The organism is Caldisericia bacterium, assembly GCA_030018355.1.
Lineage (GTDB): Bacteria > Caldisericota > Caldisericia > B22-G15 > B22-G15 > JAAYUH01.
Window position 1 is genome coordinate 168,364 of sequence record JASEFN010000004.1, and the last position, 16,491, is coordinate 184,854.

Sequence of the window (16,491 nt, forward strand, 5' to 3'; positions counted from 1 at the left end):
TGAAAATTAAATTTTATTCTATTTTAATTCTTTTAAAAATAAAGAACTCTATTTTTAACTATATAAATTTATATTTCATTAGCCTTAAACATTAATTTTTAATCTATATTTGTTAATACATATAATTTATTAGCCTACTAATTCAATATCTCTTTTAATTTTTGCTATAAATTTTATAAATTCATTTTGTCTTTTCTTTTATAGAAAAATTTTTTTCAAATGAGTCTTTTACACATATTTTCAATTAAGTAAACCTTGCTTCTAAAAAATGAATTTAAATTGTTTAGTTATAGAATTCCCAGATTTTTTGGTCCAGATCCATTTAAAATCAATTATTTTTTCAATGCATTTTTGTTCTAAATTTTTGGAAAAAATTTAACCAATTCTTTAAATTTTTCTCTTTTCTTTTAATTTTTAATCTCTCTTAAAGAGATATAAGAGTGATTTCCAAAAATTTGACTTCTTTTGATCTTTTAAAGAAAAATAAATTTCACAATAAAGTGCCCCATTAGTTAAATAATCTCAAAAAAATTTTACAATCCGCTCATTTTAAAAGAAGTAATTTGACACTCAATTCTTTCAAATTTTACATTTTTCGAAATATCACTCCAAAAGTTTCAATACCTTATTGGCGAGCTAAAAACATGTTATATCTTGTTGTAATGTTTACAAATCTGGGGTGCGTTTCAATCCCTCATAGGTGAGCTAAAAACAATTCAAAATTTAGAAGAAAAGGTTGTCTTATTATAGTTTCAATCCCTCATAGGCGAGCTAAAAACACCTGATAGCGAAAATAAAAAGGATGATGAAATAGAGTTTCAATCCCTCATAGGCGAGCTAAAAACCCTAATTCTCTAGAGATGTTTAAAGAAATACAAAACTAGTTTCAATCCCTCATAGGCGAGCTAAAAACCAAAAATTTTTGAAAATTTAAATCAAGAGGATTTAAAGGTTTCAATCCCTCATAGGCGAGCTAAAAACAAATTATTTTGTTTGGTTCCAAGAATTGTTATCCATGGTTTCAATCCCTCATAGGCGAGCTAAAAACGTAGTAATATCCTTGTATTTTAGTTTTGCGTACTCTGGTTTCAATCCCTCATAGGCGAGCTAAAAACTAATTTTCATAATTATAAGTAGAGTTATTGTTTTGCCAGTTTCAATCCCTCATAGGCGAGCTAAAAACCCCGAGACTTTTGTAAATGCTCTTAGAATAGACAAGTTTCAATCCCTCATAGGCGAGCTAAAAACCTTTTAGTTTTGAACAATTTAGACAACATATTTATTACAGTTTCAATCCCTCATAGGCGAGCTAAAAACCTTATAATGAGCCTCATCTTGACCCTAATGTTGAGATAGGTTTCAATCCCTCATAGGCGAGCTAAAAACGAAAAGAAAGAGAGTACTATGAGCTTCAGAGAGCATAGTTTCAATCCCTCATAGGCGAGCTAAAAACCTATCATTACAGCACCACAGAAATCCGCTATATCCTTGTTTCAATCCCTCATAGGCGAGCTAAAAACTTGTTGTTGTTGATTTACCAAAAAATAAGGAGAAGGTTTGTTTCAATCCCTCATAGGCGAGCTAAAAACAATATTTGGTACGGAAATGACTCTTTAGGGCTTTTCTGTTTCAATCCCTCATAGGCGAGCTAAAAACTTTGTCCAATTTTCCCAATAGTTAAAGTAGCACTTAGGTTTCAATCCCTCATAGGCGAGCTAAAAACTATTATTATTTGAAAGGAGGTGAACTATGGAAGCAATGTTTCAATCCCTCATAGGCGAGCTAAAAACTTTACCTATTGCAATCCAATTCACAGTTGTTGTTCCGTTTCAATCCCGCATAGGCGAGCTAAAAACTAAGATTTCATATCTATTTGATTATTTTCTAAAACAGTTTCAATCCCTCATAGGCGAGCTAAAAACGAAGTTTAAATATAGGACTCAAAGATTTAGAAATTTCAGTTTCAATCCCTCATAGGCGAGCTAAAAACTCGCTTAATGATCTAAAAACAAAATAATATTCTGCGGTTTCAATCCCTCATAGGCGAGCTAAAAACAGATATAGAAAATATTAAAGATTTAAAAGAGATTTCTGTTTCAATCCCTCATAGGCGAGCTAAAAACGGATTACACTTTTGGAAAAATTACAAAGATAAAAGGAGGTTTCAATCCCTCATAGGCGAGCTAAAAACATTTTGATCCCTCTTGACTTTTTAGAAAAATATATTAGTTTCAATCCCTCATAGGCGAGCTAAAAACTTTTTCTATTAGGATTAAGCAGGTGAATCATAAATAGTTTCAATCCCTCATAGGCGAGCTAAAAACTTGACGAGTTGGTTGACAGGGAATTCTTCTTTATTGTTTCAATCCCTCATAGGCGAGCTAAAAACATCTTTAACACTTACATCCCATATATAATTCATTACATGAGTTTCAATCCCTCATAGGCGAGCTAAAAACTTGAAATCTAAAGTAGCTCTTATAGGATTATATCCGGTTTCAATCCCTCATAGGCGAGCTAAAAACTGTCGTAAGACTTCATATCTATAGCATTATTTTCTAGTTTCAATCCCTCATAGGCGAGCTAAAAACTAAAAGATTATCATATTATTATCCATCCGTAAGTGACCGTTTCAATCCCTCATAGGCGAGCTAAAAACTAAACACCTCCTTTCTGATATCAGGAAGCATCTTGTAGTTTCAATCCCTCATAGGCGAGCTAAAAACCCTTTCTGACCAAATTTTCCATACAAAGTATTGAGAGTTTCAATCCCTCATAGGCGAGCTAAAAACACGTTCGTTTTTTGTTCTTTTTCCCACGACAGCAAGGTTTCAATCCCTCATAGGCGAGCTAAAAACTTTGTAATTTCTTCTCTTATAGAATTTATTGATTCAAGGTTTCAATCCCTCATAGGCGAGCTAAAAACTATATATGTTCTTTTATGCTCCTTTTCTATTTCTTCTAGTTTCAATCCCTCATAGGCGAGCTAAAAACTTGCAAGGTGGACAATTTATTTATTGGACTGAAAAACTGTTTCAATCCCTCATAGGCGAGCTAAAAACTAGAAAGTCTTAATTATCCTCAAAAAGAAAACACAAGTTTCAATCCCTCATAGGCGAGCTAAAAACCACTTATCACCTCTTCATTTGCGTTTATATTAAGAGGTTTCAATCCCTCATAGGCGAGCTAAAAACAACTGAACAAAAATAAACATAAAGAATTTGAAGATTTGGGTTTCAATCCCTCATAGGCGAGCTAAAAACTAAAAATTTACCTATTTCTTCAACAGATGTTCTATAAAAGTGTTTCAATCCCTCATAGGCGAGCTAAAAACCATTGTCAAGTCCATCTATCCAATCTGCTAATCTATAGTTTCAATCCCTCATAGGCGAGCTAAAAACAAGGTATAGCACAAAGCTCAATATTTCCTGAATCCCAAGTTTCAATCCCTCATAGGCGAGCTAAAAACATAAACTCAATTAAAAGTGAAATCACACAGATATGGAAGTTTCAATCCCTCATAGGCGAGCTAAAAACTGACTTCAATTCTCATAGGTATTGCTTCAGTATTGAGTTTCAATCCCTCATAGGCGAGCTAAAAACTTTACCCTCTATTTCTTTTTAAACTTACTCATTCCTCGTTTCAATCCCTCATAGGCGAGCTAAAAACTGATTTAAGTTTAGATGATCGAGTGAATATTTCAAAGTTTCAATCCCTCATAGGCGAGCTAAAAACAACATCACCTTTGTATTCTCCTTTTCCAACATAAACAGTTTCAATCCCTCATAGGCGAGCTAAAAACTATTTTACGAAGATGACAATTCAGATTTAGTTGAAGGTTTCAATCCCTCATAGGCGAGCTAAAAACAATATAAAAAATGTTTGCTGTTGTTTTCTTATAATACGGTTTCAATCCCTCATAGGCGAGCTAAAAACCAAAAGAACATAAATAATAATCTTTTGTGCAGCTGCAGTTTCAATCCCTCATAGGCGAGCTAAAAACCCCATCTCAGAGTTAAGAAAGGCATTTCTGAATTATCGTTTCAATCCCTCATAGGCGAGCTAAAAACCTGCTTTCTTTTTACTTCTTTTCTCTACTTTATCAAGTTTCAATCCCTCATAGGCGAGCTAAAAACTACACACTAAAGAACCAGTTTTCCCAACTAAGTTAAAGTTTCAATCCCTCATAGGCGAGCTAAAAACTGAATAAAAATAAGTATAAAGAATTTGAAGATTTAGGTTTCAATCCCTCATAGGCGAGCTAAAAACGCGACACTTTTAACTCATTCCCTTCACGTTCAAATGGGTTTCAATCCCTCATAGGCGAGCTAAAAACAATAGAACAGGAGACGACATTGGTGTAGTATATGAGAGTTTCAATCCCTCATAGGCGAGCTAAAAACTTGTTAAGTTTTAGAAAAACATTACCATTGTTTTCGGTTTCAATCCCTCATAGGCGAGCTAAAAACCAGACGTAGAAGTTACTTTTACCCCTGAAACTATACCGTTTCAATCCCTCATAGGCGAGCTAAAAACTACCATAGAAAGGGATACCTAAAAAACTACGTACTGAAGTTTCAATCCCTCATAGGCGAGCTAAAAACTATTTAATTATTTTTTCTTTTCTACAAGAATATTTTTGTTTCAATCCCTCATAGGCGAGCTAAAAACTTTATATTATTCTTTTTCTCTATTCAAGCATATTTTGTTTCAATCCCTCATAGGCGAGCTAAAAACTTTATTCTCTTCTACCTGCTGTTATTGAAGAGCCGAGTTTCAATCCCTCATAGGCGAGCTAAAAACTTTTTGTCGATTTAGAGGATGATGGGGTAATAGAAAGTTTCAATCCCTCATAGGCGAGCTAAAAACATATAACCCCCCTAAATAACCCTGGGGGTGATCGCAGTTTCAATCCCTCATAGGCGAGCTAAAAACTATTCAACATCAATAAATAATGCTGCTTCTCTTTCAGGTTTCAATCCCTCATAGGCGAGCTAAAAACTTAAAAATTTGTAATAATTACAATTTACATTTTTAAGTTTCAATCCCTCATAGGCGAGCTAAAAACGAATTTAAAAGAGAAGAGCAAATTACACCATTCCAATGTTTCAATCCCTCATAGGCGAGCTAAAAACTAGTTTTAAAATTTGACATTCTGGCTATCTTATCTAAGTTTCAATCCCTCATAGGCGAGCTAAAAACTAACAAAAATTTTTCCACATGTCAACCTAAGGATTTAGTTTCAATCCCTCATAGGCGAGCTAAAAACTTTCATCGCTAAATTGTATGCCATCTATTTCGTTAGAAGTTTCAATCCCTCATAGGCGAGCTAAAAACTCCTAGAAAGTGAAAAAAGAGATTATTAATATATCGTTTCAATCCCTCATAGGCGAGCTAAAAACTGAAAATACAAAACATAAACATAACTATAAAAGACGGTTTCAATCCCTCATAGGCGAGCTAAAAACCAATTGGAACATTTAATATAATTCCAGAAATTACATTGTTTCAATCCCTCATAGGCGAGCTAAAAACTTAAGTTATTATGGAAATTATGTTGAAGCTGTTCGTAGTTTCAATCCCTCATAGGCGAGCTAAAAACATAAAAAGACCATGAATAAAATGATACTTAATCCAAGTTTCAATCCCTCATAGGCGAGCTAAAAACATTTTTATACTCAAAACTTTTGAGCAACAATGAACAGTTTCAATCCCTCATAGGCGAGCTAAAAACTTATGAATGTTATAATGGTTAAAATATTGAGAGAGTAGTTTCAATCCCTCATAGGCGAGCTAAAAACGAATATAATTTGGGAAAAGATAGAAAATATTATAAAGTGTTTCAATCCCTCATAGGCGAGCTAAAAACTTTTATGAAAGAAATGTAAGAGATGCAAATAATCTTTGTTTCAATCCCTCATAGGCGAGCTAAAAACCTTTCAAGACGTACTAAAATAATTAAAGAGGGGTTGAGTTTCAATCCCTCATAGGCGAGCTAAAAACTAAGATATAGTTTTATAGTTGAACCTGTATCTGTAAAGTTTCAATCCCTCATAGGCGAGCTAAAAACGGTGTAATGTAATATGTTCTATTTCTATAAAACATAGTAGTTTCAATCCCTCATAGGCGAGCTAAAAACTATGATAAATATTCAAAAAATTAATATCGCCAGAAGGTAGTTTCAATCCCTCATAGGCGAGCTAAAAACGAAAATAAATAATTTTTAAAGGTCCCATCCTACTGAGTTTCAATCCCTCATAGGCGAGCTAAAAACTTTTATTTATCATATTACAAGCTTCTCTCAAAGTTATGGTTTCAATCCCTCATAGGCGAGCTAAAAACAAATTTTTCTGAAAAAAGAGCATAACAAGTATAAATAGTTTCAATCCCTCATAGGCGAGCTAAAAACAATATTCGAGATTGCAAATTATACAGGAGGTATAAAAGTTTCAATCCCTCATAGGCGAGCTAAAAACCTTGAAGCATTAGCAATAATGAGTCCAGTTAATAAGGTTTCAATCCCTCATAGGCGAGCTAAAAACTCCAGACCTGCCACTATTTCATCGAAATTAATATCTGGTTTCAATCCCTCATAGGCGAGCTAAAAACTCAGGAAGGCTTAGTTGTTTATTACGATGATGGTGGTTTCAATCCCTCATAGGCGAGCTAAAAACCTCTAATATCATCTCTAAATTTTTCAAAAAGAGCAAGTTTCAATCCCTCATAGGCGAGCTAAAAACTAAAAAGGAAATCAGTTAATACGATGATGAGATGCTAGTTTCAATCCCTCATAGGCGAGCTAAAAACTAAGATAAAACTTTTCCTTTGAATATGAAATTAAATGGTTTCAATCCCTCATAGGCGAGCTAAAAACTGCCTTTTGAAACTTCTGTTCCTACTCCAACAACTCCGTTTCAATCCCTCATAGGCGAGCTAAAAACGTGCACCTATGGATAATAAAAGGGTATGGTTTTTTAGGTTTCAATCCCTCATAGGCGAGCTAAAAACAAGAAAAGAAAAATGCTTAAAAATTATGGTTTTTTAAGGTTTCAATCCCTCATAGGCGAGCTAAAAACCCTCTTTCCAATTAGTGACATTAAACTCTTTTCTTTGGTTTCAATCCCTCATAGGCGAGCTAAAAACGCAACTGAACAAGGAAGACTAAAAGATGCAGAAGCTCGTTTCAATCCCTCATAGGCGAGCTAAAAACGGAATATTCCAATTTTTTTTCCTTCAATGGATAGAATAGTTTCAATCCCTCATAGGCGAGCTAAAAACGACATAAAAGCAGAACAAATAACAGACTATATAGAACTCGTTTCAATCCCTCATAGGCGAGCTAAAAACTTAAGATTTTCAAGAATTTTTTTATACTCATTATCAAGTTTCAATCCCTCATAGGCGAGCTAAAAACTCCTGATAAAACAACAACTTTAGGTGGATTATGAGGTTTCAATCCCTCATAGGCGAGCTAAAAACCGATTACTTACATTTTTACAGTTGCTCAAATAGTTTAGTTTCAATCCCTCATAGGCGAGCTAAAAACGAGGTATTGGAGGATACGAATTTTGATATTTTTATTGGGTTTCAATCCCTCATAGGCGAGCTAAAAACGAATTAGGTAGGAAACTAGAAGGGAAAGCACTTGTATAGTTTCAATCCCTCATAGGCGAGCTAAAAACTCATTTTATACTAATATAATGTAAATTTTTAAAAATTAATTTTCAAAGATCAATACTAATTATAATTATATTATAATTATGGAAAATTTTTTGTAAACTAATAAATTTTTACTTTTTAAGTTTCTGTCGATCTCCATATATTTTTTCAATTTTATAGATCGACTGAAATTGTTTTTAAAAAATTTATATAACAATCTCAGAACCTCCTTTTTTTAAACCTATTATTTCTCTTTGTGAATACATGGTTGTTCTTAATATATAAAAAATAACTGAGTCTTCTTCTTTATTAATTACTCTTAAAATTTCAGATTTAAGTTTTTCATATTTAGCAATTGTTATTTCGCCTTCTAAAACAGAATTTTGTATCCAATTTAAATATTTTCTTCCTATTTTTAATACTTTATTTACTCTCCTTTCATTTACATCATAAACCATGATAATATACATTTAATCACCACTCTGATATAAAAGGCTCATATTCTTCTTCACCAATTAAATGTTTTTCTAATTTATATAACTCTAATCTTAATATTCTTCTATATGAAACATCTTTACCAATTTTCCTATGTTTTATAGTTGTGTTTAATCTTTCCTCAAATTTTTCTATAAAAGTCCTCCTACCTTTCTCTTTTAAATATAACCCTCCAAGTTTTTGATCAAAATCTGATAAATCAATCATATTTTTATTCAAAAGATAAAAAATCACTCTATCTACAATAATAGGTTTAAAAATTTCTGAAATATCTAAGTTTAATGTAAATCTTCTAAAATTAGTAGCATGCAAAAAACCAATTCTAGGATCTAAATGTGTTTTATAAATTTCTGATAGAATCGTGGTGTATAAAAGAGAATTGCCAAAACTAATTAATGCATTTAATCTATTTTTAGGTGGTTTTTTACTCCTTTCATCAAAAGAAAATTCTTCTTTATCAATGATTCTATCAAAAGCGTTATAATAAACTTCTCTTATGTTACCTTCTATTGCCATTAATTGCTCTATATTTTCACATTCATTAAACAGTTTTGTTAAATTTATTATTTTTGAAATAATATCACTTAAATCTACACCTCTTGAGTGGTAATAATTCAAGACCTTTTCTATGTTTGAAGCCGCACCATAGACAAATTTCTTTGCAAGATGAAATCTTTTTTCAATGTCAATATAATGTTCTGCTTGCTTTAGAATCATATACCCTGAATTATAATGCTCACGAGGATAATAAGATCCAATATAATAACCATAATAGTTGTAAAAATGTAAAATAACTTCATTTTGAGTTAAAAACTCTAATATCTCTTTATTAAATGTAACTTCTCCAAATATGTGTAGTTCATTTAAATTCTCTATTGGTAAGAATTTTTTAATACCACCCTCACCTTCAAAGTAGATAGTATTTTGTTTTCTTTTTAACTCACCATTTGTGAAAACAAAAATTCTCTCTTTCATGACCAACAAAATTCTCTAAAAGCACATCTTTTACAAAATCTATTTTTTTGAAGTTCTGGTGGTTTATCTAAAATTATTATCTTTTCTATTTCTTCAATTGCTTTATCAATCTCTTTCTCTAATTGTTCATTTAATTCAACTTTTATAACTTTTCTTTCCTTAGGGATCAATAACTCACCTTTAGATTCTACTCCTAACTCCTTTAATTTCTTTAGATAAAAAGCAAGTTGTAATATACTTGATTTTTCATATTTACTTGATTTTTTAATTTCACCTATGAGTAAATATTTTCCACTCTTTTTTATAAGATCAATCTTCATATTTTTAAAATTGTAAAATTTATTTGCTCTTTTATAAAAATTTTCTTCAATAACTCTTCCAAATTCAAGAAAAGAATTATCTTGATCTGGATTTAGTTCTCTACTCATAAACCATACTTCTCTCTTGCATATATTAAAATACCAAATAAGAGTTCCAGTTATAGAGAACACTTTAAATTATCCAAACACTTTTTTCACAACTTTTATATCCAATTTCCATATCATAGTTTTTCTCAGTTATGTACCCTAAATATGGTTCGATTAGAAACTCCTCAACTTCTTTTTTAGGTACAGAAATTATAAAATTATAAAATTTATTTCTTATCTTTAAAAACTCATTTCTTCTTTTATATTTATCTTTAATCTTTCTTATCTCTTTATAATTTTTCCATATTTCACTTGACTCTTTGTTGATGTCAACAAATATATCAATCTTTGGCTCTTCATCTGTTATAAGTTGAAATTTACCAATTGTTGAAAACATTAACCTTTCCATTGCTTCTATATTTTCCTTTGATGAGTTTTCAGCTCCTCTTTCTAAGACTTTTTTAAAATATTCAGGTATTAATAAACCTATTTCTTTTTCTCCAATTTGTTTATTTTTTAAATTTTCAAATATTTCTTTTGTTATTCCAATTAAAGTACTATCATAAATTCTACTAAAAGTCCTATTATTATCTTTTAAATGTAAAATTTTTAAAACACCCTCATTTTTTTCATTGTTTCTGTTACATCTTCCTCCTGTTTGAATAATACAGTCAAAAGGAGCCATATCTCTATAAATTATATCTAAGTCTATATCAACTCCAGCCTCTATTAATTGAGTTGTAACTATTATTTTTCTTTTATCATTGCTGTTTTTAATATATCTTATTCTTTCTATTCTATGGATAGGTAAAATATGTGTTGAAAGATTAATTAAAATTAAGTTTTTGAATTCTAAAATTCCTTTTAATCCTTCATTTTCTATTTTATTTTTAGGCTCTCCGTATATTTTCTTTAATTCATCTTTTAAAAACTTATAGAGATCTTTTGAGGCATTTATTGTATTTACAACAATCCCAATATTTTTATTGCTTTCTAAAATTTCATTTAATAGATTTTTCTTAAATTCATCAAAATCTATCTCATCAGTATTTATCAAGTATTTCACTCTATTAAATTTTCCAAAATATTTATTTTTGTCTTTTATCAAAGGAATAATTTCATCTTCTTTAAAAATAAAAGGTTGTGTTGCTGTCATCAAAATAAGCCAACTGTTATAATTATAAACGAGATGTTTTAATGCCTCTTTCACTAAAAGCCAATATTCATAAGGAATAGATTGTACTTCATCTAAAATAATTATGGAATTTGCCATGTTATGGAACTTTCTCGCTGCTTTATTTCTATTTGTAATCAAACTGTGGAAAAATTGGACAAATGTAGTCATAATTATTTCTGAATGCCATCCTTCTATTAACAATAAAGATTTACTTGGATCATCTTCTAATTCCTCCTCACTTGTTATATATTTAATATCTATAAGATGGTGATGTTTTAAAAGTAGACTACTTGGTATTTTTTCTAATTTTTCCCTTTTTTCTTTTTCGTTCATTTTTAATAATTCTTTCCAGTTTGCAATTCCTGCATATTCTGCCAAAACCTCAGAAAATACATCTACATTTTGATCTATTATGCTTAAAAAGGGAAGTGAATAAATTATTCTTGGTGTAGTACCTAATCGAGATTTAATAATATGTCTCAATTTTAATGCAAAAGATAAAACAGTTAATGTTTTTCCAAAACCTGTTGGTAATTCTATAGAAAAAATTCTTTCATTTTCCAAGTTTTTTTCAATTTCTTTTAGTCTTGAAATTATCTCCTTATATGAGTCATTTCTTACAATATTTATTTTCTCCCCATCATCTGTAAATTTTACTTTTTTATAACGATCAACTAAGTCTGATGGAATATTAATCCACTTTTTTCTTTCTTCTTCCAACTTCTCAAAATCAATTTCTGATGCATCAAGTTTATCTGAATCCAACAAAACAGAGTATAGAAATAGAATCAAAAAATAGTTTTTAATATTACTTTCAAATGCTATTTTTTCTCCTTCTTTCTTTATTTCTTTACAAATATCTTCAAATTCTTCAAAAAATTCCTCTAAATTTATTTCAATCGGGCTTAAGTTACTGTATATAGCATTCACTTCATTAAGATGAAATTGTCTAATATTATTTATTTTCTCCTTTTCTATATACAAATCATTTAATTTTTCTAATTCTCCTTGTGTTCCCATTAAATCTTCAAGATCAAGATGGTGTTTCATTATTACAAGCCATGAAATTAAAGAAATATTATAAGAGGTATTATTAAATTTTGTAAATTTTTTTATTAAATAATACCCAAAAATTGAAGACAATCTCCCATGATATGCTCTTTCAGTTTTTATACCAGTCTTAAGGTATTCTTGAAAATATGTTGTCGACTTTGCAAAATCATGAGAAATACCAATTAAATAAGATATTTCTGATAATAATTCTTTATCTTTTATTCCTTCTTTACTAAGCACTATTTTCTTAGAAATCTCACCAACATTTTTTAAATGATGATATAGAAGTTTTTTTGGGTGTGATTTGAGCTTAAAATAAAATGACATTGACATCGATATTCTTGCCTATTACTTTATAATAGTTTCCACTGATTATTTTTATTTTTTTTCCATCTTCTTCATATATCATCTCTAAAAAATCCTGTATAACTCTATTATTGTCCATAAATCCCGGGATTTTAATTTTTCCGTATCTTTTGCCTTCTTCTAATACAATTTTAATATCATTACTATTTTTAATGATAGATGATATTTCAACTATTTCATCTTCAGTATATTTTGGTTCAACCTCAAGTATATCAATATATTTGAAATTTGCTATGCACTCTGAAATTCCAAGGTAAGGAGTATAGATAGACTTATGTTCTTTTAAGAGACGCGCTAGATCATCTAAATTTTCTTTCATCCATAAATAAATTCTGTATTTTGGTTCTTTAAGATATTCAAAAGGAATCTGTGTTCTTTGTCCCTTATTATCCCATAAATAAAAACCTGTTTTTGTATCAATTAAATTTTGTGTAATCTTTATCCTTTTTATAGGGTTTATAATTTGTAAAGCAATGGCACTATTATCTTTACTAAATAAGTTATAATAACTATCTCTTGGTAATCCTATTATTGCAGCTATCATTCCAGAAAGAGCAGTTCGTGGAGGAAAGGGGTAAGTTAATGGAGATGTTGTTGTATAACCTCTCCTAAAATGTGCATAATCTCCCCAAACATCAAAGACAAGAACTTTATTTATATCAGGCATTTTTTCTTTACTTATCCAAGTTAAGCTCTTTTATCTTATCCTTCAATTCTACAATACTTTTTAAACCCTCTATTAGTGCTTTTTTACCTCGGTATTCCCTATCATCAACTTTAAACAGAACTTTATCATTTGCTTCTATTTGAACTTCTTTTATTCTATCACTTTTTTCTTTTAATATTGTTACAAGATCTGATAACTCCACTTTTACCTCATCGATACTTCTTAAAGTTTTTCCATTTCTCCCATCTTTATCAATCTCTTTCCCATTAATATCGAGAAGTTTTATCTCTTTATCCAAATCACCAATATGATAATTTTTTTCATTATAAATTACACGTAATAATAATCTAGGGACTTGACCTATTTTGGATCTAGTAATGAGATTTTTGGTTCCATTCCACATTCCATCAAGGAGTTCATTTATATCCTCTTCCGTTAGTTTTGTATCTTTGGCTGCATTTTCATTAATCAAACCATAAAAGCAAATTAAAGAATAAGGTACTATCCATGATTCAGTAAATGACCCACCTGCTTTCATTTCTTGTGTTGGTAATACACTTGTTCCTTTAATAAAAACAGGCTCAACTTTATGAAGGGAATGTCCAAATCTAAACTGTACAGGTCCTATCCAAGTGAATACTTTTTCTCCTTTTCTTTTTGTTTTTCCAACCTCTTCGATTTCCTCTTCCTCCCCTTTTCTTTCTTTAGGTTGTTTGCCAGCTATAGTTGCACCAAAAAGTCTTAAATCAATATACTTCTCTAAAAGATTCACTGCATTAGCTTTATTTTTTATCCCGGCTTCCTCTAATTTCTTTTCTCTTGTTTTCCTTGATCCGTCTTCTTCAATTTCTTCCTTTAGCCAGATATCTTTTCCTTTGAATTTAGCTAAATAGTCTCTTATTGTTCTCTTTAATCTAACATCAGTCACAATGTTTATTTCAGTTTCTACATCTAAACGTGGTTTATTCTCATCTGGATCTCCATTAGGATTTGCATCTTTAACATCATACAAAAAAATTAACTCAGATCTTCTTACTACATCCATAATAATTAACCTCCTTTTTTATTTATTTTTTTGATTCAAATATAAACATTTCATTAAGAGTTATTCCTAAAGCAAAATAATAACTTATTTCATCTTTTGGTATATTCCACTTATTTCCAGCTTTAACTAAGAATTTGGCAGCAATTTCCTCAAGTTCTTCAAAACCTACTTTGTATTGTCTTAATTTATTGATTGCCTCCGTAAAGATATTTTTTATTCTTCGTTCATCCATCATTAATCCATGTAGTTTATCCCAAAATGGCTCTTCCCCAAATTTTGTTTTTCTTTCTTTCCTTTGGACTCCTAGTAAATATCCTACTAACATTCCAACAGAGAAGGCCGCTTTTGATGGGGTATCAAATTGATATTCTTTAAAGAAATTTTCTATTCTTTCTTCAAACTTTTCTTCGCCCATTTTTATAACCTCCTTTTCTAATCTTTCTTCTATATTTTCATCTATTAATAATTTTAACTCTCGAAAGAATAAATAAAGCATAAATGACTTTAAACAAAGAACTTTCATATTATAAAAATCATTATCTTTAATCGCGTTCCTTATTTCTCTTACAAAGGCTGAAATTAGGAAATCTTTATTAATTCTTCTATTTGATAGAATAGAACGAGTTATCTCTCTAAAATATTTCTCGTAAATTCCATGTGTTCTTGAAAAAGGAAAGAAATTTCTAGTAAATACTATAAACCAGTTATTTATTCCTAAACCTTTATCTTTTTTAGTTCTTCCTTTTACAAAGTCTCCGTGCCAATCTTTACCCAATATTTTTTTGATATTCTCCTCTTGAAATATATCTTTTTTTCTAATATTTTCTTGGATCCTATCAATTTTTTTAATCCATGATGGAAGGACATCTTCTACATATTGAACAATATCAATATATTTTCCACCACCTTTTTTGCTATAAAAAATAAAAATCAATCTCAAATCATCCTTTTTCTCTTCAAGTGTTTTTTCTAACCAATCTTCTTTACTTAAGAGCCCTTCTTCATATTCTTTATCTTTAAAGAATTCAATGTATTTATAGAATTCGTCAAATAATTCACCATACATAAATTTAGGAAGAACATAATAATTACAACCAAAGAAATTATTTTCCTCTTTCTTGGGGAAATTTAGATATAAATCTAAAAATCTTTTCCCAATCTCTAAAAATTTTGCACAATCTTTACAAATTGGTATATATTTCCAGTGATCTGTTTGAACAAAAGAAGGTGTAAACCCAGGTTTATCTGATGTAGCAAAGGAGAATCCAAAAGCAGGTAAAACAAAACCATAAAGATCTTTATGTTCTTTACATAAGAAACAAATACCTTTTCCTTTCGACTCCCCTATAGATTTTAAAAAATAATATTTTTTAGATGCATCTTCAACTAAAATTTTTCTAAATATTTCTATTTCTCCTAAATGTTTCTCCTTACCATTCTCTTCTATTTTTATTGTCAATAATACATTTTTTCTTTCATCTTTATGAAAATTCTCATATTCTTTTATTAAAGCTTCAATTATTTTACCTTTATTATTTTCTAAAATTTCTCTAATTTCTTTTACTTCACTTTCTTTCTGATCATTAAACCATTTTATGATTTTATTTTCAAATGTTTTATTAACTTTTTCAGTGATTAATGAAGAAGGTAAAATATCTTTTCCTCTTCCAGACCCTCCACGATAAAGAATAGGCTTATCAACTGAGTAAGGTTCAGAAATTACCTTTTTGTAAAAATATTTACCATCTTCCGTTTTTTGTAAAAGTATACATAAAATCTTCTTTGTTTTTGAAAGTTTTGCTTTGTCCAAAAAAATTTCTATTTCACTCTTATTATCTTTTTTACTTATATGCTCTCCAATCTCTTTTAAAGCGTCAATCATTCTATCTCACCTCCTTTATAAATTTCCCATAAACCAAAACCTTCTGAGTTTCTATCACCCAAACCTGTATCATAAGATAAACTTATAAGTTGTTGAGAACCATCTAATTCAAATATACCATCATATGCTTCAATTGGTGTGTTTTTAAATTTAATAAGATGGAAGTTTGATTTTATTGAAAAATAGATTGGCTTTATTTCAAATTTTGTACATTCTGGATCTTTTCCGTAAAGTGCTCTAAATTTTTTAATTAAATTTTGAGTTAATAATGAATTGAATGCTTTTTCGATAGGTTTATAATAAATACTTCTTTTATTTCCATCTTGAAGTTCAATTGTTGAGTGAATAGTAACTGGAGATAAAAATTTAATTTTTAAAGGTGCTTCTAATCTTGGCGTCATATAAACTCTAATTTTTGATAAGTATATTCTATTTTTAAGTAAAGTAAACTCTCTTTCCTTTATACTTTTCTCCCCAAGATCTGATACTATCTCTTCTTTTGGTGAAGAGAAAATAAAAGAAATTGAATTTTTAAAAATCAAAAAATCTTGATCTTTTAATTTTACTTTTTCACCCTTTTCTAAAATTCTTGAAAATGTAAAAAATTTAAAACTTCTCTTTTCAAATTTAAAACCATCGTTATGAAGTTTCGTTGCAAGAATTGGAGAAAATATTTTATAAATTAATGATTGAATGTAAAAATTATAATGCACAGGCAAAATAATTTTTCCATTTAGACTTTCAAAAGATATCTCAATTCTCAT

At 29.6% G+C, this 16,491-nt stretch carries 8 protein-coding genes and 1 CRISPR repeat array; all 8 genes read right to left on the reverse strand.

Going from position 1 to position 16,491, the window contains the following annotated elements; all coding sequences use genetic code 11:
- Positions 1-614: 614 nt before the first annotated feature.
- Positions 615-7,683: a CRISPR direct-repeat array (repeat unit 30 nt; unit sequence GTTTCAATCCCTCATAGGCGAGCTAAAAAC).
- A 183-nt stretch (positions 7,684-7,866) separates the two neighbouring features.
- Genes cas2 through cas6 form a run of 8 tightly spaced genes read right to left on the reverse strand, consistent with a single transcriptional unit; the run spans position 7,867 to position 16,491 of the window.
- Entirely contained in the window at positions 7,867-8,130 is a 264-nt protein-coding gene (gene cas2 / locus QMD25_05630) for a CRISPR-associated endonuclease Cas2 (protein ID MDI6861475.1), read from the reverse strand.
- Positions 8,131-8,134: 4 nt separating this feature from the next.
- Entirely contained in the window at positions 8,135-9,130 is a 996-nt protein-coding gene (cas1b, locus tag QMD25_05635) for a type I-B CRISPR-associated endonuclease Cas1b (protein ID MDI6861476.1), read from the reverse strand.
- The gene (gene cas4, locus QMD25_05640; GenBank protein MDI6861477.1) at positions 9,127-9,621 is read right to left on the reverse strand and encodes a CRISPR-associated protein Cas4; all 495 of its coding nucleotides are present in this window, start codon (positions 9,619-9,621) and stop codon (positions 9,127-9,129) included. The genes cas1b and cas4 overlap by 4 nt, the downstream gene beginning before the upstream one ends.
- 1 nt (position 9,622) lies before the next feature.
- A complete protein-coding gene (gene cas3 / locus QMD25_05645; protein ID MDI6861478.1) occupies positions 9,623-12,094 on the reverse strand; it encodes a CRISPR-associated helicase Cas3' in 2,472 nt (823 codons plus the stop codon).
- Positions 12,078-12,800, reverse strand: a complete 723-nt coding sequence (cas5b, locus tag QMD25_05650) for a type I-B CRISPR-associated protein Cas5b (GenBank protein MDI6861479.1) — start codon at positions 12,798-12,800, stop codon at positions 12,078-12,080. The genes cas3 and cas5b overlap by 17 nt, the downstream gene beginning before the upstream one ends.
- A 7-nt stretch (positions 12,801-12,807) precedes the next feature.
- Positions 12,808-13,848 (reverse strand): type I-B CRISPR-associated protein Cas7/Csh2, encoded by a 1,041-nt coding sequence (cas7b, locus tag QMD25_05655; protein MDI6861480.1) that lies wholly within the window; start codon positions 13,846-13,848, stop codon positions 12,808-12,810.
- Positions 13,849-13,867: 19 nt separating this feature from the next.
- Positions 13,868-15,727 (reverse strand): TIGR02556 family CRISPR-associated protein, encoded by a 1,860-nt coding sequence (locus tag QMD25_05660; protein MDI6861481.1) that lies wholly within the window; start codon positions 15,725-15,727, stop codon positions 13,868-13,870.
- The gene (gene cas6, locus QMD25_05665) at positions 15,724-16,491 is read right to left on the reverse strand and encodes a CRISPR-associated endoribonuclease Cas6 (GenBank protein MDI6861482.1); all 768 of its coding nucleotides are present in this window, start codon (positions 16,489-16,491) and stop codon (positions 15,724-15,726) included. The genes QMD25_05660 and cas6 overlap by 4 nt, the downstream gene beginning before the upstream one ends.

Bases quoted from the DNA above. Each gene is read 5' to 3' on its own strand.
- cas2 (MDI6861475.1), bottom strand. From the start codon at position 8,130: ATGTATATTATCATGGTTTATGATGTAAATGAAAGGAGAGTAAATAAA.
- cas1b (MDI6861476.1), bottom strand. From the start codon at position 9,130: ATGAAAGAGAGAATTTTTGTTTTCACAAATGGTGAGTTAAAAAGAAAA.
- cas3 (MDI6861478.1), bottom strand. From the start codon at position 12,094: ATGTCATTTTATTTTAAGCTCAAATCACACCCAAAAAAACTTCTATAT.
- cas5b (MDI6861479.1), bottom strand. From the start codon at position 12,800: ATGCCTGATATAAATAAAGTTCTTGTCTTTGATGTTTGGGGAGATTAT.
- QMD25_05660 (MDI6861481.1), bottom strand. From the start codon at position 15,727: ATGATTGACGCTTTAAAAGAGATTGGAGAGCATATAAGTAAAAAAGAT.
- cas6 (MDI6861482.1), bottom strand. From the start codon at position 16,491: ATGAGAATTGAGATATCTTTTGAAAGTCTAAATGGAAAAATTATTTTG.